General features: G+C 46.4%; 22 protein-coding genes and 1 riboswitch. Of the genes, 5 read left to right on the top strand and 17 right to left on the bottom strand.

What is annotated here, in order from left to right; all coding sequences use genetic code 11:
* Positions 1 to 142: 142 nt before the first annotated feature.
* The 11 genes from Q0612_RS07530 to Q0612_RS07480 all read right to left on the bottom strand — a co-directional run bounded on the left by Q0612_RS07530 (position 143) and on the right by Q0612_RS07480 (position 11,572).
* Entirely contained in the window at positions 143 to 1,546 is a 1,404-nt protein-coding gene (locus Q0612_RS07530; protein WP_293827747.1) for a sodium:alanine symporter family protein, read from the bottom strand.
* A gap of 154 nt (positions 1,547 to 1,700) precedes the next feature.
* Positions 1,701 to 2,345, bottom strand: a complete 645-nt coding sequence (locus Q0612_RS07525; protein WP_293827744.1) for a hypothetical protein — start codon at positions 2,343 to 2,345, stop codon at positions 1,701 to 1,703.
* A gap of 2 nt (positions 2,346 to 2,347) precedes the next feature.
* Complete coding sequence (locus Q0612_RS07520) at positions 2,348 to 3,394, bottom strand: glycosyltransferase family 9 protein (protein WP_021719467.1); 1,047 nt, start codon at positions 3,392 to 3,394, stop codon at positions 2,348 to 2,350.
* Complete coding sequence (gene waaC, locus Q0612_RS07515; RefSeq protein ID WP_298882853.1) at positions 3,394 to 4,437, bottom strand: lipopolysaccharide heptosyltransferase I; 1,044 nt, start codon at positions 4,435 to 4,437, stop codon at positions 3,394 to 3,396. The genes Q0612_RS07520 and waaC overlap by 1 nt, the downstream gene beginning before the upstream one ends.
* A gap of 2 nt (positions 4,438 to 4,439) precedes the next feature.
* Complete coding sequence (gmhB, locus tag Q0612_RS07510; RefSeq protein WP_298882850.1) at positions 4,440 to 4,946, bottom strand: D-glycero-beta-D-manno-heptose 1,7-bisphosphate 7-phosphatase; 507 nt, start codon at positions 4,944 to 4,946, stop codon at positions 4,440 to 4,442.
* Entirely contained in the window at positions 4,936 to 5,910 is a 975-nt protein-coding gene (gene rfaD / locus Q0612_RS07505; RefSeq protein ID WP_298882847.1) for an ADP-glyceromanno-heptose 6-epimerase, read from the bottom strand. The genes gmhB and rfaD overlap by 11 nt, the downstream gene beginning before the upstream one ends.
* Positions 5,907 to 7,397, bottom strand: a complete 1,491-nt coding sequence (gene rfaE1 / locus Q0612_RS07500) for a D-glycero-beta-D-manno-heptose-7-phosphate kinase (protein ID WP_298882844.1) — start codon at positions 7,395 to 7,397, stop codon at positions 5,907 to 5,909. Before rfaE1 ends, rfaD begins: the two co-directional genes overlap by 4 nt.
* Positions 7,387 to 7,950: an SIS domain-containing protein gene (locus tag Q0612_RS07495; protein ID WP_298882839.1), complete on the bottom strand. Its 564-nt coding sequence runs from the start codon at positions 7,948 to 7,950 to the stop codon at positions 7,387 to 7,389. Before Q0612_RS07495 ends, rfaE1 begins: the two co-directional genes overlap by 11 nt.
* Before the next feature lie 11 nt (positions 7,951 to 7,961).
* Positions 7,962 to 9,440 carry an OstA-like protein gene (locus tag Q0612_RS07490; RefSeq protein ID WP_298882834.1) on the bottom strand — a complete coding sequence of 493 codons (1,479 nt, stop codon included), beginning with the start codon at positions 9,438 to 9,440 and terminating at the stop codon, positions 7,962 to 7,964.
* A 123-nt stretch (positions 9,441 to 9,563) separates the two neighbouring features.
* Positions 9,564 to 10,493, bottom strand: a complete 930-nt coding sequence (locus tag Q0612_RS07485; RefSeq protein ID WP_293724974.1) for a hypothetical protein — start codon at positions 10,491 to 10,493, stop codon at positions 9,564 to 9,566.
* 173 nt (positions 10,494 to 10,666) lie between these two features.
* Positions 10,667 to 11,572, bottom strand: coding sequence for a VirK/YbjX family protein (locus tag Q0612_RS07480; RefSeq protein ID WP_298882829.1), 906 nt, complete (start codon positions 11,570 to 11,572; stop codon positions 10,667 to 10,669).
* Between the two features lie 147 nt (positions 11,573 to 11,719).
* Between Q0612_RS07480 and Q0612_RS11950 the strand changes: the two genes are divergently transcribed.
* A complete protein-coding gene (locus Q0612_RS11950; RefSeq protein WP_366517709.1) occupies positions 11,720 to 11,821 on the top strand; it encodes a putative holin-like toxin in 102 nt (33 codons plus the stop codon).
* Between the two features lie 144 nt (positions 11,822 to 11,965).
* Here the strand turns inward: Q0612_RS11950 and thiC are convergent, their stop codons facing one another.
* Together thiC and Q0612_RS11945 are read right to left on the bottom strand one after the other, a co-directional pair.
* Positions 11,966 to 13,267: a phosphomethylpyrimidine synthase ThiC gene (gene thiC, locus Q0612_RS07475; RefSeq protein ID WP_298882827.1), complete on the bottom strand. Its 1,302-nt coding sequence runs from the start codon at positions 13,265 to 13,267 to the stop codon at positions 11,966 to 11,968.
* Between the two features lie 63 nt (positions 13,268 to 13,330).
* A riboswitch (TPP riboswitch) is annotated at positions 13,331 to 13,429 on the bottom strand.
* 196 nt (positions 13,430 to 13,625) lie between these two features.
* Complete coding sequence (locus Q0612_RS11945) at positions 13,626 to 13,673, bottom strand: hypothetical protein (protein ID WP_366517714.1); 48 nt, start codon at positions 13,671 to 13,673, stop codon at positions 13,626 to 13,628.
* Between the two features lie 568 nt (positions 13,674 to 14,241).
* On the opposite strand from Q0612_RS11945, the gene serC reads away from it, so the two are divergent.
* From serC to Q0612_RS07455, 4 genes are all read left to right on the top strand, one after another.
* A complete protein-coding gene (gene serC, locus Q0612_RS07470) occupies positions 14,242 to 15,324 on the top strand; it encodes a 3-phosphoserine/phosphohydroxythreonine transaminase (protein ID WP_298882825.1) in 1,083 nt (360 codons plus the stop codon).
* A 294-nt stretch (positions 15,325 to 15,618) separates the two neighbouring features.
* Positions 15,619 to 17,205 carry a phosphoglycerate dehydrogenase gene (serA, locus tag Q0612_RS07465; protein ID WP_293827726.1) on the top strand — a complete coding sequence of 529 codons (1,587 nt, stop codon included), beginning with the start codon at positions 15,619 to 15,621 and terminating at the stop codon, positions 17,203 to 17,205.
* Positions 17,206 to 17,241: 36 nt separating this feature from the next.
* Positions 17,242 to 17,880 carry a histidine phosphatase family protein gene (locus Q0612_RS07460; protein WP_298882822.1) on the top strand — a complete coding sequence of 213 codons (639 nt, stop codon included), beginning with the start codon at positions 17,242 to 17,244 and terminating at the stop codon, positions 17,878 to 17,880.
* A gap of 1 nt (position 17,881) precedes the next feature.
* Positions 17,882 to 18,124, top strand: a complete 243-nt coding sequence (locus Q0612_RS07455) for a hypothetical protein (RefSeq protein ID WP_298882820.1) — start codon at positions 17,882 to 17,884, stop codon at positions 18,122 to 18,124.
* A gap of 354 nt (positions 18,125 to 18,478) precedes the next feature.
* Here the strand turns inward: Q0612_RS07455 and Q0612_RS07450 are convergent, their stop codons facing one another.
* From Q0612_RS07450 to Q0612_RS07435, 4 genes are all read right to left on the bottom strand, one after another.
* Complete coding sequence (locus Q0612_RS07450; protein WP_298882817.1) at positions 18,479 to 19,729, bottom strand: S-layer homology domain-containing protein; 1,251 nt, start codon at positions 19,727 to 19,729, stop codon at positions 18,479 to 18,481.
* A 356-nt stretch (positions 19,730 to 20,085) separates the two neighbouring features.
* Positions 20,086 to 20,637 carry a hypothetical protein gene (locus Q0612_RS07445; RefSeq protein WP_298882814.1) on the bottom strand — a complete coding sequence of 184 codons (552 nt, stop codon included), beginning with the start codon at positions 20,635 to 20,637 and terminating at the stop codon, positions 20,086 to 20,088.
* A 121-nt stretch (positions 20,638 to 20,758) separates the two neighbouring features.
* Entirely contained in the window at positions 20,759 to 22,180 is a 1,422-nt protein-coding gene (locus Q0612_RS07440; RefSeq protein WP_298882811.1) for an ATP-binding protein, read from the bottom strand.
* 250 nt (positions 22,181 to 22,430) lie between these two features.
* Positions 22,431 to 23,622 (bottom strand): S-layer homology domain-containing protein (locus tag Q0612_RS07435; protein WP_298882807.1); only part of this gene is annotated, 1,192 nt, incomplete at its 5' end.

Below are 23,622 nucleotides of genomic sequence, written 5' to 3'. Positions count from 1 at the left end.
ATCGCGATGTTGTTTTCACCGAAGTTTTGTTATATACCGACGTCCACATCTCCCTAAGGAGAAGCTAATCCTATATCCAAATTAACTTTACAAGCAAAAAAGAGCTACTACGAAATCTCGTAACAGCTCCAATAAACAAATATTAATCCTGCCAGTAGTCCAGCTTTTGAGTCAGACCGATTTTGCTGGCCTTAAACTCAGGATTCTTACCGGCATTGCGCTGCTCGGTGTAATCATCCAGAGCACGCAGAGCAGGACCGCCCAGAATGCAGATAACCGGCAAGTTGATAATTGCCATGAAGCCCATGGTAACATCTGCCAGATCCCACATGGTGCCCATGCTGGAGCCGGCACCGATGAAAATCAGTACGCAAGCCAGAATGCGGTAGCACAGGGTAAAGGTTTTGCCCGGAACATGCTTCAGAACATAAGCAAAAGCATTATCTACATAATACAGGTTGCCCAGCAGCGTAGTGAAGGCAAACAGTACCATGGATACAGTGATAAACAGCTTAGCATAATCGCCCATGCTTGCTGCCAAAGCTGCCTGTACATAGGGCGCACCGGCAAGCTCTTTAGTCGGCTCGATGCCGGAGCTCAGGCACATGAAAGCGGTAGCTGTGCAGATCAGCAGAGTATCAATAAATACAGACAGCATCTGTACCAGGCCTTGCTTAACCGGGTGAGAAACGTCAGCAGCAGCAGCAGCGTTCGGCGCAGAACCAACACCTGCTTCGTTGCTGTACAAACCGCGCTTGATACCGAACATCATGCAGCTGCCGGCAAAGCCGCCGAAAATTGCAGTGAAGTCAAATGCTTCAGCAAAAATTCTGCCTACAACGCCAGGAACCAGGTTGATATGCATAATAGTAAGGATAAATGCTACAGAAATGTAGATAACGCCCATCAAAGGAACCAGAGTAGAGGTTGCTTTGATAACGCGCTTGCCACCGCCCAGCAGGCAATAGCCTACGAGCACAGCCTCTACAGCACCGATAATCCAGGGAGTTGTATCCGGATTATAGAAGCTCAGAGCAGCAAAGGTGGATTGCAGATTGTAGGAGCACAGCATATTAAAGCCACAACCATAGGTTACAATCAAAGCCACAGCAAAAAGCACTGCCAGACCGCGGCTGCCCAAAGCAGCTTCGATGTAATATGCGGGGCCACCGTAGCTGCCGTGCGGACCACGTTTCTTGTAAATCTGTGCCAGGGTGCTTTCAATAAAAGCAGAAGCGCCGCCGACAACAGCAATAACCCACATCCAGAACACAGCACCATAACCGCCGAGGCAGATAGCTGTGGAAATGCCGATAATATTACCGGTACCTACACGGGACGCAGTAGATACCATCAAAGCCTGGAAGGATGATACCGCACCGGATTCAACAGGCTTCTCCAAAATAACACGAATAGTTTCCTTAAACATACGCGCCTGCACCAGACGAGTACGCAGAGTGTAGTACAGGCCTACACCGATGAGCATGATTATCAGCAAATAACTATACATAAAATTGCTGATTGCTCCAATGATTTCTCCGAACATAAATGTTGCTCCCCCTTTTTTAGTTTGTTTGTTAATTATAACATATTTATTTGCTTTTCCAAAATTCAGAAAGGACGATGGCCTGTAAAGCTAACACTTTAGCACGATATAATAAATCAATTAAGTGATTTTGATAACCTCGCATTCTGCTGCTCTAGTTTAAGCCTTGCAAGCATTCCTTAAGACTTGCATAGCACGGATGCTCCAAATCAAAGGCTCCTGCCAGGGCAGCCTCGCCCAAGCGCATGCCCACATACCTGTCTGTTCCTGCCAGATATGTGTACAGTAAATGCCTGCTATAATTCACTAATCTGTTCTCACGCCCGCGGCAGCAATTTACTGACTGCAGATACTCCGCGCTCATATTATACAGATTATAATAATCACTGCACTCCGAGCTTTCCCGCCGCAGCGACTGCAGCAGCATATCCTCAAGATAACCCTTTTGCCAACGTTTAGTAGCTTTTTTGCCGGGAAAGAAAAAGTGCGTGCAATACTCCACTCCTTTAAAGAAAGTATTGTCACGCACCGCAAAAAATTTCTGCATTCGGCGTTCGCGCTCATCAGCCGCGTCGGCAAAGAATACTGCTTTTTGCACTATTTCTCTGCCTTCCAGCTGTATAAGGCGTTTAGTCAGCAAGTCTAACTTATCGATACTCTGATAATTTACAATCTGCATGTTAGGCAAGCTGATACCCTGCTTAAATAAATGCCGGAGATAAGCGTGCATAAACTGCGCCATCTCCACTCTTTCACACAGCAATAAAACCTCTCCGGTAATAATGCTTTGCTTACTCAATATTATTTCTCCTTTTGCTGCAGCATCTGCTCAGCAGCCTGCACAACCTGCTCTACCGTCAGACGTGTCATGCATTGCATATCATCACACTTATGCTTCATGCCACCTGCACAGCCCGGGCAGGGCGGCAACGCTGTCACAATAGTTGCATCCTTGGTATAAGGACCGTACAGCTTCGGGCTGGACGGGCCATACATCGCTACGATAGGCACCTTCTGGCTGATTGCTACGTGCATCGGGCCGCTGTCGTTGGTGATAATCAGGCTGCAGCGACGCATTGCCGCCGCCAGCTCGCCAATACGGAAGCTGCCGGTTGCTACCACAGGTGTCGTCTTCATAAAGCTGACTGCCTCCTGCACCATTTCTTCGTCCATCGTACCGCCGAAGAATACAGGCTTATAGCCCTTTTCCGCAAGAATATCTGCTACCTTGGCAAAGCGCTCCGGCGCCCAGCGCTTGGTAACAACAGCACTGCCGATATTAAAGCCTACCAGCTTATCGGTAGCGAACACGCCGTGCTCACGCCAGAATTCCTCTGCATGCTGCTGATATTCCTCGCTCGGAAAAATTTCCAGACCGTTATGCTCCAGCTTTTGTACGCCAAGCTGCGTCAGCACATCAAGATACATATCAGCCGCATGAATTTTGCGGTTGAGCGGTGTAAACACATCCCAAAGCGGTTTGAACAAAGTGTGTGTTGTACCACAACGCAATTTCACTTTGGTGAAAGCGTCAATAAAGCTGCAACGCTCATTCGGATGCAGGTTAATCAGCACATCAAAATCCATCTTGCTCAGACGACGGGCGCAGGCCATCAGCGCCAGCAGGCTGTTGTCCTTGCCCTTCTTGTCAATCGTGATAACCTCATCCAGATACGGATTATGCAGTACTACATCCTTCAGCTTCTCATCTGCCAGAAAAGTAATATGCGCATCCGGTGCTGCCTTACGCAGCGCATGGATGAAAGGCGTAGTCAGCGTCAGGTCTCCCAGATGCATCAAAAATGTTACCAATATTTTTTTGCCATTTAATTCTACAGCTTGTGCCATCAGCCCTTTGCCACCTTTTCCTGATAAATTTTATAAACCATTTCCGGCGTTATATCATGCATACAATGCCAGTTATCACATTTTTTCTTCAAGCAGCCTGCACACTTAGCCGGTGAAAGCAGTACCATGGAATTTTTGCTGCCATACGGGCCTGTGCGGTCAGCCTTCGTCGGGCCGTACATTGCCACAAGAGGCTTTTTCAAAGCCGCCGCAAAATGCAGCGGTCCGGTATCCGCACTGATGTAGAAGCTGCAGCCCTTAATCAGCGCTGCCAGCTCACGCAGGCTTGTCTGTCCCGTCAAATCGATAACCAGTGAGCTCGCTGTGCCTTCGGCAATCTTCTGCCCCTTGACAGCATCATCAGGTCCGCCTGCCAGCACTACAGCAGTACCGTCAGCCGTCAGCTTTTTCGCCAGCTCGATATAATGCTCTACGGGCCATTCCTTCGTCCACCAGCGCGCACCGGGGACAATAACAACGTAATCGCCGCCCTTCCAGCCTGCCTCCTGCAGCTTATGCTGCACCGAAGCGGTTTCCTTGCTCAAATCCGGCATTGGGAATTCCACATCATCCAACGAATCTACCTTAGCACCAAGATAACGTGCCACGTCAAGATAGCGCTCAATAACATGGTCCTTACTATGACTGCCACCAATTGCCTTGCTGATAAAGCCGCTGCCCTCACGCATCTCGCAGTAGCCGATGCGGTTATCACAGCCGCTGATTGCAGCCATTATCGCACTTTTGAAAAGGCCCTGCATATCTATCACCAGGTCAAAATGCTTGCTGTGCAGCAAAGAGCGCATTTCGCAAAAATATTTCAGCTTATCACTGAAGCCCAGCTTATTAAATTTTACCTTATCAAAATAAAGCACCTCGTCAATCACCGGCGGGTCCGGTACAAAGCCCGCAAACTGCGGATGTACCAGCCAGGTGATTTTCGCCTTGGGATAACGCTTGCGCAACGCTGCCGCAAATGGCAGCGTATGCAGGATATCACCCAACGAACTCATTTTGATTAACAGGATATTCTGATACTCCATTATCATCTCTCGCTTACAATATTTTTTACGAAATCCAGCAGATTGCCCCCTGTGTAAAGATAGCCTTTTACACCAGCAGCCTCCGCTGCTTCCACATCACGCTTGCTGTCGCCGACCAAGAAGCTCTGCTCCTTGTCGATATAATATTCTGCCAGCGCCTGCAGCAACATTCCCGGTTTGGGTTTGCGACAATCGCACACACCGGTATATTCCGGCACGCTGCCCTCTGGATGATGCGGGCAGTAATAGATTTTTTCTATTTTACCGCCTGCCGCAGCAATTTCACTTTGCATATAAGCATGCAGCTCATTCATCTGCTCTACTGTATAATAACCACGCGCAATACCGCTCTGGTTCGTTACAATAAAAATTTTATAGCCAAGCTGCGACAGATACGCCACAGCCTCGCGTGCACCTTCAATCCAGCGCAGGTCCTCAATTTTGTAGAGATAGGCTACATCAACATTGAGCACGCCATCTCTGTCAAAAAATACCGCCTTAGCCTTCATAAACGTAATAACCGCCGGTCTTGTCGAGAAGCTGGCAATATTCCTCTGCAGCCTCTTCAATCGGAGTAAAGCCTCCGTCATAGCCTGCTGCCAAAAGGTTGGTATCATCTGCTTCGGTAAAGCTCTGGTATTTGCCCTTCAGTACTTCAGGGAACGGTACATATTCCAGCTCGCCGCTACCAAAATGGTTCAGCACAGCCTTAGCCAGAGTATTGAACTGATGCGCATGGCCGGTACCGCAGTTGAAAATACCGCTGATTTCCGGATGATCCCAGAAGTAGAAGTTTACCTTAACAACATCTTTTACATACACAAAGTCACGTGTATGCTCGCCCGGGCCATAGCCAGCGTATTCACCGAACAGGCGCACCTTGTGCTCTGCCTTCCACTGATTGTACATTTGGTAAATCATGGAAGCCATTTTGCCCTTATGGTTTTCCTGCGGACCGTATACGTTAAAATAACGCAGGCCTACTACCTGGCTTTGTGCCTGCGGCAGCAGACGGCGCAGATAGTTGTCAAAGAACAGCTTGGAGAAAGCATAAACGTTCAGCGCTTCCTCGCACGCAGGCTCTTCACGGAAGCCATGAGCACCGCTGCCATAAGTGGAAGCAGAGGAAGCATACATCATCTGAATCTTTCTGTCGAGGCAGAAATGCAGCACGTTTTTAGTATACTCAAAGTTGTTTTCCATCATGTATTTGCCGTTATATTCCATAGTATCGGAGCAAGCGCCCTCATGGAATATAACGTCGATTTTTTCGTGATTGAATTTGCCTTCCTTCAGTGCATCCATGAAAGCATACTTATCCATATAATCCTTAACCTTCAGGCCTTGGATATTTTTGAATTTAACCATGTTGGTCAGGTTATCAACAACAAGAATGTCATCAATACCACGGTCATTTAAGCCTTTAACAATATTACTGCCGATAAAGCCGGCACCACCAGTTACGATAATCATAATTTGCCCTCCTTAACCATTTTGGCAATTTTTTCCACCACACCGGTTGTGGAATAACCATCCTCAAATTCTATAATGCGCACCTCGCCGGCATATTCACGTCCGGCAACCTCCTCAGGCTTGTAATCGCCGCCCTTGACAAGAATATCGGGACGAATTTTTTCAATCAGCTCGGTAGGCGTATCCTGATCAAACAGTACTACCGCATCTACGCAGGCCAGCGCTGCAAGTACACGCGCACGGTCCAGCTCATGCACCAAAGGTCTTGTTTCACCCTTCAGTCGGCGAACGGAGGCGTCCGTATTCAGGCCCACAATCAAGTGCTTGCCAAGATTGCGTGCCTTCTCCAGATACGTTACATGGCCAACATGCAGAATATCAAAGCAGCCGTTGGTGAACACAATCTTTTCGCCGCATGCTCTCCAGGTTGCTGCCAGAGATGCAATCTCCTGCCAGCTCAGTGTGCGATAGCCACGGCCCTGTTTGCGTTCCTCCGTCAGTAGGTCCTTCAAAAGCTCGTCACGGTGCACCGGATAAGTGCCAACCTTGGCCACAACAATGCCTGCAGCACGGTTTGCCATATAAACAGCATCAGCCAACGAAAGCTTGCCTGCAACACCTGCCAGAAGCGTAGCCGCCACCGTATCACCAGCACCGGAAACATCAAACACCTCAATGGCGGTAGCAGGGCTGTGCAGCACCTGTTCAGCATTAACCAGACTCATGCCGCGCTCACTGCGGGTAACAACAACATTCTTAATATGAAATTTTTCGCGTGCAGTCTGCGCCATGCTGACAACGGCTTCATCAGAGTTTTCACGCTGACAGCCTGCAGCCTCACACATTTCCTTTAGATTAGGCGTAATAAAATCGCAGCCGTCATACTTAGACCAGTCTGCTCCCTTAGGATCAATCAAAACCGGTATATCATAGGCCTTGCCCTGAGCAATTACCCATTGGCAAAAATCATCCGAGCAGACACCCTTGGCATAATCGGAAACAATAATGCCATCCAAGCCTTCATCAAGCAGTCCTGCCAGCCAATGACGCAGCTCAATGATTTCTTCCGGGAATAAATCGCCGGTTTCTTCAAAATCAAGTCGCAGCATCTGCTGATTGCCGCCCAAAACACGCAGCTTGGTAATGGTCTTGCGGCGTTTGCTTTTCACCAGTCCCTGATGATTGATGCCTGCATCATCCATCAGCTTTTCCAGCAGCAGACGGTTTTCATCATCACCTGTCACACCGCCCATAAAAACCTGACATTCCAGATGTGCCAGGTTGGCAGCAACGTTTGCCGCACCGCCCAGCACGGAATTTATCTTTGTAATACGTGTTACCGGTACAGGTGCTTCCGGCGAAATGCGTTTTACCTCGCCCTGGAAGTATCTGTCCAGCATCACATCGCCAATAACAGCAATACGTACATTTTTAATCTGTTCCGCTAAAAAAGTTGTTACAGCTAAATCAGCCAAATTATTCACCATCCACCAGCTCACATAAAATGTGGCCTATCAAAATATGCATTTCCTGCGCACGGGCAGTAACCTTCACCGGCACAGCGATGCACTCGTCGCACAGCAGCTTCATTTTGCCGCCGCCCTCAGCCGTCATGCCTACGCAGAACACGCCCATGCTCTTGGCCAGCTCAACAGCTTCCACAACATTAGCGCTGTTGCCGCTAGTAGAAATGCCTACCAGCACATCACCGGGACGTGCGAGCGCCTGCACCTGACGCACGAAAACCTTATCATAGCCGTAATCGTTGCCGACAGCAGTCAAAATGGAGGTATCCACCGTCAGTGCGATAGCAGGCAGACCAGCGCGTTCCTTTTGGAAGCGGCCGACAAATTCGGCAGCCAGATGCTGGCTATCAGCGGCACTGCCGCCGTTGCCGCAGAAGAAAACCTTGTTGCCATTGGCCAACGCCTTTTTTACTTCTACAGCAATGCGCTCAATCTGTGCCAGGATATCGCTGTTCATCACAGCATTTGCCACCTGCAGATGGTCCAGAAAGCGTTGCTTAATAATCTCTTTCATTTTCTACCTCATTACCAGTTTACAAAATCAAATTTAGCTTCAAAAGCACTGTCTTTACTATCAATATCTTTATGCTTATAAATCAAGGAAAGCTGCCAGCAGCAGAACTTATGCGTCCAGCTGTATCTTGTTTCGTAATTTTCCTTTTGGTCTAAATCATAGCGGTTGACAATGGTAAAGCTGTTCTTGTCATCCATAATGTATTGCAGACCATTGCGCAGCTCTTTGGCCATATCAGGCTGATCATAGGTGAATACATCTGTCGTAAAATCTTCACGATAATAGCCAACCCAAGTATTCCACTTCGGGCTGATTTTCTGTCCCAAGGTTGCATAATAAACATTGGTAGACTGCAAAGAATCCTCTGCACTCTCACGTGTCCACTTCTTGCCGATTGTCAGATCAAGAGATGTATTCTTGCTGTTGAACAGATAAATACGATCATGGTTCAGGAAGGCGCCATATTCTGTATGCCAGCTCTTACGTCCGGTATCATCATTCTTCCACAGGCCACGTTCAAAGTAAGCACTGTAAGTCAAAGGTAAACCAGGAGCGATATGATGATTTTTATAATTAAAGCGTATATTGTTCTGCTTCTCTACCCATTCGTCATCGTCCTCATACCAGCCGTTTTCGTAGGTAACCTTAAAGTTACGCTCGTTATGCTCCAGGCCGTAAACAGGCTTATAGCCAGCCTTGCTGTAATAATTTATATCAGCGTAAATTGTGTCCTTGTCACCTAACGGACGCTCATAGGAAACATTGACATAAGTTCCCTTATCGCTGTCCTTGAAGCCGATATGCGGCAGGATACGTTCCTTGGATTTTTCCGTCAGGCTGTTTTCCCAATAATCACGGGAATAGATATGCTTACCGCGCACAAAAACCTTGACGTCGCGTGCTACCATTTTATCATGCGGATAAATTTCAAAGGTCTTAGCCTTGATTTCCAAACATTTAGGATGCTTTACAGCAGGGCAGCGACTGGTAGAGCCACCCTCATCAAGAATCATTTTGTCCGGATAAATGGCAGCATGCGGAGCAGCAAAGAAGTCCTTACCGTTCTTGCCGGTCATTTTTTTCATTTCACCGGTCTTATTGTTAAAGTTATAATGGCCCCAGGCAGCCTGAGTTTCACTTTCTCCCTCTACCAGCTTACCACCCTCTAATAACCAGATATCGCCAGTTTTCATGTTGCCTTTTACCTGCGTTGTATAAATATCCTGACCATTTTGTGATACCCTGATATTACCCTCGGCATGAAAATCGCCGCTGACAGTATCATATACTGCATGCTCACCTGTCAGGTGAATTGGCAGTCCCTGCTGCTTTTCTGCATCCAGCTTTTCGCGATGTGGCAATGCAGCATTCGGCTCACTGACAGAAACCGGACTCAGCATACTATCGCTGTTGCTGTTGCTAAACTGTTCTGCATAAACAGGCATGCACATGCCCAAAGCTAATGTGGCAGCTATAAAAGTCTTATTCATACGAAAAAACTCCTTCTCTATAATTGCAAATGAAAAATTTCATAATAATCCACTTAACATTATACCATAAAAAAAGCAAAAGCTCACTCGAAAGAGTGAGCTTTTCACGTATAATTTTCGATTTTATTCCTGATATACTGCACCCTGCAGGGTAGTATCTGCAGCAGTTTGCACATAGGTTTCACAGCCAACCGGGATAGTTACACTGTTGCCCTTAACAAAGGCACCGCCAACCAGGCCTACAGGACCAAGAATAATCATACCGCCAATAGCGGCTCCGGCTGCACCGGCGATGCTTTCAGCCTTTTGTTTAGCCAGCTCGCCTACGGTAACAGGAATCTTAGTACCATCTATACCATAGATATAGGTAAAGTTGATATCAATACGACCATCCTTACCAAAGATACCAGGCTGAACAACCTTTTTTACTTCACCGACACCGGTTGCACCCTTCGGCAGCACCAGTACATCGTTTACGTACAGGTTATCAGCAGCTTTGAAGTGCACTGTATCGCCCTGGCGACTCATTTTAGTGCTCAGCTCGGAAGTAAAAGTGATTTTCAAAACAGAATCCTTCGGCAAAGTCACTTCCTGTACAGGCACATTGCCATCTTCATAGGAAGCAAGCTTCAGCAGATTTTCCAGGCGTCCGCTCAAAGAACCGGTCTGGTTCTGACCATAGAGAAGCTTTTCAGTTGCTTCAATACGGTTTTTGGCTGCGCCACCGGACATGCTTTCGTTCATCTTCCATTCTACTACATTAAGCTTAGTAGCAAAGGAAGCCTCTCCGTTATCAGGAGTACCCTCAAGGTAATCGTACATATTATCAACGCGGTTGATTATTGCATCACTTGTAATAGTGCCGTAAACGTCATCCTCAAGGCTGTCCATACGCTGCAGCAGGGAACCGCTTTGCTCTGTACCGTAAAGCATTTTTTCCATAGCACCAATTTTTTCAGCCATGGGAACAGCAGCATCAGCTGCAAATCCCGGGATTACCGTTGTAAAGCAAAAGATAAAGGTCAACAATAAAGTTGCAAGCTGTTTTTTCAATTTTCTTACCTCCAATCAGAGCTATATATTTTTATTATAGCATGTTTTGTCTAAAAAAAACAGAGGTTCTCTTCTGAACCTCTGCTTTATCCAATGTAAAATTTGCATCGTTTGTTACTATAAATAATATTACAAGCAACTTGCGCCTCTATATCACAAGCAACACACCAGCTTTACTTTTTATAACCGCCAACAGCAGTCTTAACCGCTGCCTTCATCTCATCCATTTTAGTAAAACGACGGCGGTGCTGTGCTCTCTTCGACGGCTTCAGCTCCTCCATAGATTTACGGTGCTCTGCGGTCGGCATAATATAGAAGCGGCGGTCAGAGCAAATCACGCCTTCGCACTCCTGCCAAAAGGCGCCGAAATCTGTTTTCAGCTTGCGGTCTACACGAAGATGGTTCATTGCATAGTAACCATCGTTAGTAACAGCAAAAATATTTTCAATGCCTACAGCATCAGCAAAGCAACGCAGGCCATAGAACATCAGGTTTTTAGTACGATAGCCAAAGAAGGCCTTCGTCATGCCTTTAATCAGCTCGCTGCCGTTCTGCGGTCCCTGCAGGGCGCCGATATAAATAACGTTCTTGCCATCTGTTTTATTTTTAGCCAGCCAGAACATAATCTGATATAAGGGTTCACCTTCATAAAACAATGCCAGTGACAGGCAGCCTTCCTTGCGCTGACCGGAATGAAACCACAGCTGCAGCGTCAGCGGTCTGTCATCATAGGAGTCCTCCCACAGCTGCACCATTTCACCCTTGCTATACAATTTATCCATCAGCTCCGGCTTGAACAGCTCTTCCATAATCAGCAGATGATTCTGCACCAGCTCTACACGTTCATCCCAGGTTGAGCCTTTATAGAAGAACGCTCTGGTAGTCTGTTCCAAAAGCGCAGGTGTTCCCTGCAGCCACGCCTGACGCTTGCTATTCGCAGCAAAAAACTGCAGCAGTTCGTCAACCTTGCCACTATGCATAGCGCAACGCGTGCGGAATACAACGTAACGCTTCATTTCCTTCAAAATATGTGTCTGATATAAGCTTTTGCCAACATATTCTAAAATATTTTTCTCCATCAGTTACCTCTAGAAATATTATTATTACCTATATTATAGCATAATTCAGAATGATAAGCACCAAGCATTCTTGCTAAAAATATGTTTATGTATTAAAATTTTCATGACTACCGTTTTACAGGGTGGTATTGCCTTCATTCTTAACGAATGGAGGTGATGTCTATGGTATATTTTACATTCCAGGATCTTATGATTTTCGGTATGTTTATACTGACATTACTGACGTTCATTTTTCAGAACAAAAAGTAATTTGCTCATAGAAAAACCGCCCCTGTAATTTACCAGATTCCGAGGCGGCTTTTCAAGTCAATTCAACTGGCAACCCACCTTGTGGGCGGTTGTCATTTTCTATATTTAATATAGCACATTCATATTATTTTTTCAAGTAACGGCTCAGTTCTTTCTCATATGCTCTTCCAGGTACTGACCGACAATTTTAACAGCGCAGTAATCACCGCACATAGAGCAAGCTTCGTCATCAGATTTGTTCTTGCGGCAACGATACTCCTTAGCCTTCACCGGATCAATCGCCAGATCAAGCTGCGCCGGCCAATCCAGAACCTTACGTGCTTTGGCCATTTTCAGGTCCCACTCCCATGCCTGCTTGTTGCCGTTAGCCAAATCAGCAGCATGAGCAGCGATACGGGTAGCGATGACGCCCTCACGCACGTCATTTAAGTCAGGCAGGCCCAAATGCTCCGCCGGAGTTACGTAGCACAGGAAATTAGCACCGCTTACTGCAGCCAGAGTGCCGCCGATAGCGCTGGTAATATGATCATAGCCGGGAGCAACGTCAGTTACAAGAGGTCCGAGCACATAGAACGGTGCTCCATGGCACAGGCGTTTTTGCAGCTGCATGTTGGCAGCAATCTGGTTGTAGGGCACGTGGCCGGGGCCTTCCACCATAACCTGTACGCCCTTATCCCAGGCGCGCTGTGTCAATTCGCCCAGGTTCAGCAGCTCCTGAATCTGCGCTCTGTCGGTAGCATCAGCAATGCAGCCGGGACGCAGGCCATCACCCAGGCTGATAGTTACGTCATATTCAGCACAGATATCAAGAATTTCATCATAGTATTCATACAGCGGGTTTTCAGCGTCATTGTGCAGCATCCAGCCGGTGATAAAGCTGCCGCCACGGCTGACAACGTCCATAACGCGGCCCTCGTCAATAAGTGCCTTCAGCACATTTTTGTTGATACCGCAATGAATGGTCATGAAGTCAGCGCCATCTGCAGCCTGTTGGCGGATGACATCGAAAATATCCTCTTTGGTCATTTCAACTACTGCGCCGCGCTTTTTGATAGTTTCTACCGTTACCTGATACATCGGCACAGTACCAACCATTACAGTGGAAGCCGCAATAATTGCCTGGCGGGAGGCACTGATATTGTTGCCGGTGGAAAGATCCATTACAGAATCTGCACCTGCATCAATTGCAGCCTGCAGCTTTGCCAGCTCCGGTTCCGGATCAGGATAGCTGCTGGAGGTGCCGATGTTAGCGTTAACCTTTACGGTAAGACCGGTACCTACACCGCGAGGAATAATATTTTTATGATTGATGTTACAGGGAATGGCGATAGTACCGTTTGCTACGCCTTCGCGAATAAATTCTGCAGTTACATGCTCCTGCTCTGCGACAATTTTCATTGCCTCGGTAATCACGCCCTGGCGTGCCAATTGCATTTGTGTTGCCATAATTTTTCCTCCTTATAATTAAAAGACCGCCTTCCTGTCGGAAAGCGGTTGAATTATCTTTTTGCAGAAATCTGCTCGCTTTCCTACGCTGGTTTTAACCAGATTCAGGTTCAAAGGGTCGGATGTCAGTCCTCTCAGCAAATTGCGCCCCTAGCGGTTACGTTATTTTGTTTACATGCTTACTTTAACATGAACAGCGAAAATACGCAAGTTAAATATGCACAACTTGCAAAAAAAACGGCAGTGTGCTATATTATAGATGAAAAGTGACAACTGCCCACAAGGTGGGTTGCCCGCTAAGAAACAGAAGAGCTGCCCTTACCGGTCAAAGTATTGGGGCAGCTTTTCTATGTGCATTTTACTTACGGTTCTGAAACACGAACGTCAGCAATGCCAGTATAAACATACCGAAAATCATAAGATCCTGGAATGTAAAATATACCATAGACATCACCTCCATTCTTTAAGAATGAAGGCAACGCCACCCTGTACCACGGTTGTCAAAATCACTTTATCATATAAACATATTTTTAGCAACACTCTGTAACCTACGTTACAAAACAGCTTAAAAAATTGTATACATAAAAAATCTTTACCAAAACACTTGACTCTAAAAGCAGGCGTGCTATAATCATCTACAAATCACATTACGCAACGCAATGATGGAGAAGCAATGTGCAGGTCTTTTCAGAAAGCTGGCGGTTGATGCAAGGCAGCAGCGAAGCACACTAGTTCCGCTCCGAAGCGGCAAATGACGAATTTGACGGGTGCGCCCGATACAGCGTTCAGAGTTGGCCATAGGCAAATTGGGTGGCACCGCGAGCAGTCCTCGTCCCAAGATAGGGATGAAGGGCTTATTTTTTTAGGTGAAGCAATTTAGCTGTGGCAATTTGGGTGGTACCGCGAGATAAAGGCAAGCTCGTCCCAAAGGGATGTGCTTGCCATATTTATTTTCAGGAAGAAGGAAGAAACAAATGAAAAGAGCATATAACTTTAACGCCGGTCCCTCCGCTATGCCGCTCGAGGTACTGCTGGAAGCGCAGGAGGAGTTCTTAAACTACAAAAACACCGGCATGAGCATCATTGAAATGAGCCACCGCAGCAACGAATACGCTGCCCTGCATGCTGAAACAAAGCAGCTGCTGCGTGAGCTGATGGAAATCCCTGAGGATTACGAGATTATGTTTATCCAGGGCGGCGGCAGCACTCAGTTTCTGATGACAGCGGCTAATTTCCACACTAAAAAATACGCCGCTTATGTCAACACTGGCGTCTGGGCCAAGAAGGCAATGGCGGAAGGAAAATTCTACGGCGAGGTTTACGAGGCTGCTACCAGCGCCGATAAAAACCACAGCTACATTCCGCAGGAGTTCAATCTCCGCCCCGACACTTCTTATGTACACCTTACTGCCAACAACACGATTTACGGCACCGAGTACAAGGATTTCCCCAAGTTCGACGTTCCTGTTATCTGCGATATGTCCAGCGACATTCTTTCACGCAAGGTGAACGTCAAGGCTTTTGACCTCATCTACGCAGGAGCGCAGAAAAACCTTGGTCCTGCAGGTGTAGTCATCGTCATCGCCAAAAAAAGCTTTTTGGCAACAGCACGTGAGGAGCTGCCCACGATGCTGAAGTACAGCACCTTCGCCAATAACGATTCGCTGTACAATACACCGCCTGTCTTCGCCATTTATATGGTTAACAAAACTCTGCACTGGATTAAAAAGCAGGGTGGCGTAAATGCTATTGCCAAAAATAATGCAGCGAAGGCTAAGCTCATTTATGACGTTATCGACAACAGTAATGGTTTTTACAAGGGCCATGCGGTTCCCGAAGCTCGCAGCAACATGAATATTACCTTTAATCTGGCTACACCGGAAATGGAGAAGGATTTCGTGGCTAAGGGCAAGGCTGCCGGCTTCGTAGGCATCGGCGGTCACCGCCTGGTAGGCGGCTGCCGCGCCAGTGCCTACAATGCTGTGCCGCTGGAGGCCTGCAAGGCGTTGGCGAAGTTTATGGAAGAGTATATGAAAGCAAACAAAACTAATAAATAATTTTCAATTCATAATCTATCAGATATACACAACCCTTCCGTCTGCTCACTTCGTTCGCAGCCACCTTCCCTTTCAGGGAAGATATAAACTTCTTGCCCAATATTGACGTTCACAAGCTCGCCTATCTGTTATATGCTCCATGAAAGGGAGCTGGCAAAATCACGCAGTGATTTTGACTGAGGGTTGTGTTTGCGGCAAACCGGGTCTTAGTGTCAAGGGAGCTGGCATCGCAAAAGGCGATGACTGAGGGTTGTTCAATAACCTACAAATTATACATAAAGGAGATAAATCACCATGAAAATTTTTGTCAGCAACGATATCAGCGAAAAAGGCGTAGCTCTGCTGCGCGAACATTTTGATGTAGATGTAATGCCCAACATGAAGCCGGAGGAGCTTATCAAGGTTATCAATAATTACGATGGCCTGGTAACCCGCAGCATGACCAAGGTAACCAAGGAGGTTATCGAAGCCTCCACTCGTCTGAAGGTTATTGGCCGCGCCGGCGTTGGCGTTGATAACATCGACATCCCCGCCGCTACTGCTAAAGGCATTGTTGTACTCAACACCCCGGAAGGCAACACCATGGCAGCTACCGAGCACACCGTTGCTATGATGATGGCTATGACTCGTCACATTCCGCAGGCCCATCAATCCATTCAGGAAGGTAAATGGGACCGCAAATCCTTTGACGGCATCCAGGTACAGGGCAAAACCTTGGGCATTATCGGCGTTGGCCGTATCGGCAGCCGCGTTGCCAAACGTATGCAGGCTATGGAAATGACTACCATTGGTTATGACCCTTATATTACCGAAGAACGTGCGCATCAGGTTGGCGTTGAGCTGGTTGATTTTGACACTCTGCTGGCTAAATCCGACTACATCACCATTCACACTCCGCTCACCAAGGAAACGGAAAAGATGCTGAATGCCGAAGCTATTGCCAAAATGAAGGACGGCGTGCGCATCGTCAACTGCGCCCGCGGCGGCTGCATGGATCCCGAGGCTATTGCTGAGGGCGTTAAATCAGGTAAAATTGCCGGCGCCGCTATCGACGTTTATCCGACCGAACCGCTTACCAAAGAAAATAACCCCTTCCTGGGACTGTTCAATGTTGTCCAAACTCCGCACCTTGGTGCTTCCACCATTGAAGCGCAAATCGGCGTAGCTGTTGACGTTGCTTACGGCGTAATCGATGCACTCGAAGGACGTCCGGTTATGACCGCAGTTAACATGGCACCTATCCCGAAAAGCGTGGCAACAGTTATCCAACCTTACTTTAAGCTTGCAGAGCGCATGGGTACCGTGGGCATTTACCTGGCAGACGGACCGATTAAGAGCGTGGAAGTGGAATACACCGGTGCGCTTGCTGAAACCGAAACCCAGGCACTCACCACCGCCTTCCTCAAAGGCCTGCTGAACCCGATTCTGCAGGAAAGCGTTAACTTTGTCAATGCTCCCGGCATTGCCAAAAAACGCAATTTGGAGGTTAAAGAGGTTAAGGCTAACAAGCCAGGTTACTTCACTACCGCTATCAATGTAAAAATCGCTACTGCCAAGGGCACACATAAAATCGAAGGCACCCTGTTCGATGGCAAGCAGCCTAAGATTGTCCAAATCGACCAATATCATGTTGACTTCAATCCCGAAGGCTATCTGCTGCTGGCACCGCACGTCAACAAGCCTAATATGATTGGCCAAATGGCTACCATTTTAGGCAGCGCCGGCATCAACATCAACGGCATGCAGGTTGGCAGCACTCCTAAATCCGACACCAACATTATGGCGATTGCTGTTGGCGACGACATTCCGAACGATATCATGCTGCAGCTGCGCGGTGTAGAAGGCATTATCGATGTTAAGCTTATCAACTGCGAAGGCTAAGGTCAACAGCCAAATAAAGTACAGTGAGGAAGTTTTATGAGAATAATTTTAGTCCGACATGGCGAAACAACCTGGAATATTGAAGGCAGATACCAAGGGCAGGAGGATACGCCGCTGAGCGAGCGTGGCCTGCGCCAAGGCCACCTGCTGGCCGAGGGCTTGCACCACATCCCTATTGATGTGTGCATCTCCAGCCCGCTGCAGCGCTCCTATCAGACCTGCAAGTTCTGCGCTGACCTGCACCAGCTGCCGGTAGCAACAGATGAGCGTCTGCTGGAAATCAATCATGGTAGCTGGGAAGGCGTGCTGGCGCCGGAAATTGCCAAGCAATTTCCGCAGGAGTTTGCTCTGTGGCACACCAAGCCGCACCTGGTGCAGATGCCTGACGGCGGTGAAAGTCTGGAGGATGTGCGCAAGCGTGCGCGCGCTGCCTTTGATGACTATGCGGAAAAATATGCAGGCAAAACTGTGCTGGTTGCTGCGCATGATGCAGTAAACAAGGCTATTATCTGCGATTTGCTGGGTCTTGATATGTCGCACTTCTGGCAGATTAAGCAGGATAACACCTGCATTAATGTGCTGGAATATAACGAAGGCGTTTGGCGCGTAGTGCTGCTGAACTCCACCAATCATTTAGGCTTCCTGTTCAGCGGTATTGAGCAGGCCGGCCTGTAATTTGACAAAGCAAAACGACCGTCCTGCGCAGCAAAAGCTGCGAGGACGGTCATTTTTTGTCTTGCTTGTCAAAAATTTGTTTACATGGTACAATAATAAAGACAACCGTGTTGCAGGGTGGCGTTGCCGAAATTCCGTTGGAATGGAGGTGATGCTTATGAAAAATTACGACTTCAAAGATCTTATGGCCTTTGGCGTATTTATTCTGGCGTTACTGACATTTATATTTCAGTTCAGCAAATAATCCAGACATAAGAAAACCACCCCAAAACTTGCCGGTAGCGGGGTGGATTTTCTTTACTCTATGAATCGGCAACCCACCTTGTGGGCGGTTGTCTTTCTATTTTTATTATACCACATTCATATATTTTTGCAATACAGTAATCTAGGCACATAGAAAAACCGCCTCTGTAATTTGCTGTTCACCGAGGCGGATTTTCTTTACACTTTGAACCGGCAACCCACCTTGTGGGCGGTTGTCTTTCTATTTTTATTATACCACATTCAAATATTTTTGCAAACCAAAGCCCCCTCACCTTGCGGCGAGGGGGCCTTTATACGCGCGTGTATTATTTTGTGTTACTTGCTAATCGTTAAATTAGAAAGTGAAGGTCAGGTCAGCCCAAACGAGTTGGTCATCAACCTTGCTGTCCAGTTTGGATTCGGTGTCGTAGTAAACTACAGTACCAACGATGTTTTTAGCGAAGGTATAGTTAGCGCCAACGCCATAGCCTTTGAAGCCTTGGTTTTTAACACCATAATCGCCAAAGCTGTTAGCATCAGTGGTATGTGCAACATAAGTTTGACCGCCGAGATCATAGTAGTTAGCGAACAGACCCCAGGAACCAGCTTCAGAAGCTTCAGCACCTTTGTAGGTCAGACCAGCAGTCCAACCATCGTCATCAATGCCAGTTACATCTTTATCATTCTCGCTCATATCGCCTTTCAGGTACATAGCAGACAGATTTACATCACCCATGGTGTAATCAGCGCCAACATACCAAATAGCATTATCAACATTGGTATCAGTGCCATCGGTACCCATGTCTTTAAAGTTTACATAACCAGCAGCGAGATTCAGGTTATCAAATGCACCGCTCAGTTCACCACCGCAGTAGTTACCATAAGAAACAGCACCATCTTCAGCATCATCAGTACCTTTACCAGCAAAGCCAGTTACTTTAACTTTATCGCCATAGGAAACTTCAACGCCATCAGCTTTTGCATCATAGATGTTGCCGTTTGCCAGGAATGCATTGTAACGACCAGCAGTTACGTTCAAACCACCGATTTTACCTTCAACATATGCACGAGCAAAGGAAGTTTCTTCGTCACCGGAGTTAGGGGTACCAGCAAAATCTTGGGTATTTTCAATCATGCCAGTGTAGGACCAGTCATCATTTACTTGACCGGTTACCCAAATACGGGAACGCAGATCATTTTCAAAAGATTTGCAGTTGCCGTTTGCATCATCAGCATCTTTTTCTTTGCTCATGTATTTGTAACGCAGTTCGCCGGTTACTTTTACATTGTCAGCTTTTTTCTCCAGGTTAGCAACGCGAACGCCCAGGTTGTCCAGTTCGTCAGCGAATTCAGCAGCCAGTTTATCAACGTTAGCGCCTTTAGCCATTGCTTTAGCAACGATTTGAGCCATTTCATAACGGGTCATCAGTTTGTCGCCACCGAAGGTGGAGTCGCCGTAGCCTTCGATTACGCCAGCAGCAGCCAGTTTGTTGATGCTGTCATAAGCCCAGTGACCAGCAGGAACGTCAGAGAACGGGTTAGCAGCGTATGCGGAAGCAGTTACGCCCAGAGCCATAGCCATAGCTAATACTAAAGATTTTTTCATTTTAATTTCCTCCTTTAGGAAAATACATTTGAAAAACTCTGCTATGCTTCTTCGCCTTGGCTTTGATACTCGGCTCGCCGCAGCTTTCAGTAAGAGTTGCCTTGTTTCCTCTACCATACTCTTTGCAGCCTGCATTTTTCGCTGCCCTCAGCAGTTAGCATAAGCAAATTTTTCATGACTCTATTGTACCACTTTTTTAATAACTCTACAAGTCCTTCACAAAATTTTCTTAATTCATGCAAATAAAGAAACTTTATTTTTCAAACAATCATTTATCTGCAAGCCTTTCTTCGCAATACAAAAACCGCCTCTGCAAGATTTGCAGAAGCGGCCTGATGCTTTAAGCTAATGTGGAATTATTTAACACGCAGAGCACGGTCTACTTCGATGCGTACTGCACGGCCAAATTCTTCATGAGTCCAATCCCAACGGCTGGTCAGAGCTTCAGGAATGGTTTTGTCGCTGTAAATGCGGTGCTCGTAAGCTTTACCGGTGAGCTTGTTGTAAGCAACTGCATAGCCTTGCAGGTCGATTTGCAGTTTACGCTCTTCGCTGGAATCGATAGCTTTGTCATCCAGCTTGTCCAGCTGAACAGCGATAACGATATCAACATCGCCATCTTTAGCAATCTTTGCCAGGGTTGCAGCGTCAGGAACCTTGTTGCCGATCTTAGCAGCATCAATAACAGCGGTCAGTTTGTCGTTTTCTACTACTACAAAGCCTTTTTTGCTGTTCAGCACAGCCAGAGCGTTTTTGTAGAAAACCTGGTTTGCCAGCTCGTCGCCACCTTCAACATTGTTGATTAAGGGCAGCAGGGCAACGCTGGCAGCTTCAGCTGCACCAAAGCAGGGGATGCTGAAGCAGATAGCCATAACAGTCATCAATAAATAACGTAAAACCTTTTTCATTCTTATTCCTCCAGACGCATTATTGTAATGCAGAATATAGGTATATTTTAACATAAATCTATAGAAAAATACAGTGTTTGCTAAAAATTTTCTGACTGGGGAGTCATGGGGAGTAAAACTTTTAACTGAAATATTTTTGCTTAGTGCTTTTAGGAGTATCAGGCATAGTTAATTTTATTTCTCCTCTTTCAATTAATGGCTGGATGTATCTTTTCATAGCGTATGATACAGATTTTACCCCAAGAAACTCACATATTTCCTTTCTGCTTCTGGGCGTGCGGCAAAAATCAATTAGATTATTATCAGCATTAGATTCTTCCAGCATTTTTTTGTAAAACTTGACGATAAAATTACCTCGTTCATCCAAAAATTCTGCTGGCACTAAATTATAAGCCTTCATTTCACGTCTGATGGTTGGTATGCCGGAATATCTGTTTTCAGTTATGCCTAAAACCTCTAATGCCAAAGCAAGTACCGGATTTCTTGTATCTGCCTGAACCTTGCCAAGCTGGTCTATGCTCATGCGCCCATAAATTCCACCAGGATTACGTATTTCTATTCTATCTTCAAACATTAAAACCTGTATGGGCATTCCCTCTGTATGTATGCTGTAGTCTCTATGAACAAGTGCATTCAAAATTGCTTCTCTGATTGCGGTAACAGGATAATCAGTGCGATCCTCTCTTTTGCCTGTTTCAGGGTTTATTATTGTTTTTTTGCGCATGTTTCGTTTTACGAATGCGATAGCCTCTTCCAATATCTCAGGTATTGTTCCCTCTATCCGCGCATTATCCAAAAAACGTGCACCCTCACTATCAACCTCGCCAATTTCTTTTCCCGGTACAACCACAGCAGTAATACAAAATTGCGGAAAATAAGCTTGAGGGTAAAGACCAAATAAAAGCACGCTGCTCAAGGTTACATTGCGATTACGGGTTATACTCATCAGTTCATAAATGCTTTGTTCATCCATAGCAGCCAACTTGGGCTTGCCCTCTTTAAGCAAAAGTATATACTTACTCAAAGCAGTTTTATCGAGTGCTTGCAGCGAAGCGCGTTTTACTTCGCGTATATCATCCTGATATTTTTTCCTATAAGCTTCATAGCTATATATTTCATATTCCGTCATTGGCTCATCACTATCACCAATGCGGGTATATGAACCCTTCAAGCGTCCCTTACCTTTGTAATAGCAGGGGCGTTCTGCAAGATCAACACCTGGTATTTCAGCAGCAGCAAAAGTCTTGCCATCCTTTTCAACAACTGTCAAAATAGGACGAACAATCGGCTCCATTTGCAGACATTGCTCATTTATCTTTTTCTGAATATCCTGCGCATCATAAACGCCTACCTCTTTGTAGCCTTGTGCTTCATCAACACCAAAGATAATTATGCCACCATTATCCTGATTGGAGAAGCTTGATAAAGAATCATACAAGCGAGTAGGACAGCCTTTTTCAGCACTTTTCAATTCTAAAGTCTGTGTTTCACACTTTATGTTTTGAATGTACTTTAGTTGTTGTAAGAGTTCTTCATTTGTCATTTAAGATTCTCCTTTCAAAATTTCACATTTTACTATTATATTTTAGATTTTAGCATTAATTTCAGTTCTTTGCAACAAGTAAAATAAGAACTGAAATATTTCACTTCTTATTTCAGTTCTTATTTCACTTGTTAACTAAAATCCCCATTACCCAAAACCACCCCCACCACATCAAAAAACGACCGCCCATGCGGGCGGCCGTCTTCTTATACGCGCGTGTTAAATGTTAAGTTGTTGTATGTGGTTGGAATTAGAAAGTGAATACTACTTGAGACCACAGAGTCTTGTCGTCTTTCGTGGAATCGTCCTTACCATCCAGGTCAACATATTCAACGGTACCAACGATGTTCTTAGCGAAGGTGTAGTTTACGCCAGCTTTCCAGCCTTCGAAACCGCCTTTATCGTTACGCAGAGTATTAGCAAAGGAAGTGTTCCAGCCATTAGCAATCAAGGTAGATGCTGCCATGTCATAGTAGCCAGCATATACGCCGAAGGAACCAGCTTTAGCAGCTTTAGCGCCTTTGTAGTTCAGAACTGCGAACCAGCCGTCATCTTCGCCTTTAGTGTTTTCTACGTCACCCTTCAGGTAAGCAGCTTTTACAGCAACATTCTTATCGAATGCATAGTTTGCAGCAATAGCCCAAATATCGTTATCTTCTTCAAGTTTCAGATCTTCGTTTACATCAACATACAGAGCTTCAGCACCCAGTTTGCCAAGTTTGCCGGACAGAGATACTGCAGCGTATTCATGACCAAGATCTTCTACTTTATCTTTATTAGCCAGCTTACCATATTCAGCAGCCAATTTTACATCTTTACCATAGGTAACCTTTACGCGGTCAGCACGGTTGGAGAGAACTTCGCCACCGAGCAGAGAAGCATTGTTACGACCAGCTTCAACAGCCAGACCACCCAAACGACCATTTACAAATGCACGTTGGAATTTGGTATCCTCGTCACCTTTGTTATCGCTGTTACCATCTTTTACAAATGTTTGCTCGTTTTGCAGCATTGCGGTGTAGGACCAGTCATCGTTTACTTGGCCTTTAATCCAAATACGGGAACGCAGTTTGGAGTTATCTTTGTTAGCGGTATCTTTGTAGTCTTCGTAATGAGCACGGATTTCACCGGTGATCTTTACATTGTCAGCTTTTTTCTCCAGGTTAGCAACGCGAACGCCCAGGTTATCCAGCTCGTCAGCGAATTCAGCAGCCAGTTTGTCAACGTTAGCGCCTTTAGCCATTGCTTTAGCAACGATTTGAGCCATTTCATAACGGGTCATCAGTTTGTCGCCACCGAAGGTGGAGTCGCCGTAGCCTTCGATTACGCCAGCAGCAGCCAGCTTGTTGATGCTGTCATAAGCCCAGTGGCCAGCAGGAACGTCAGAGAACGGGTTAGCAGCGTAAGCGGATGCGGTTACACCAAGAGCCATTGCCATTGCG

The organism is uncultured Phascolarctobacterium sp. (assembly GCF_937920985.1).
Taxonomy (GTDB): domain Bacteria; phylum Bacillota; class Negativicutes; order Acidaminococcales; family Acidaminococcaceae; genus Phascolarctobacterium_A.
Note: the sequence above shows the minus strand (reverse complement) of the source record. Positions and strands in the feature narration are given on the sequence as shown.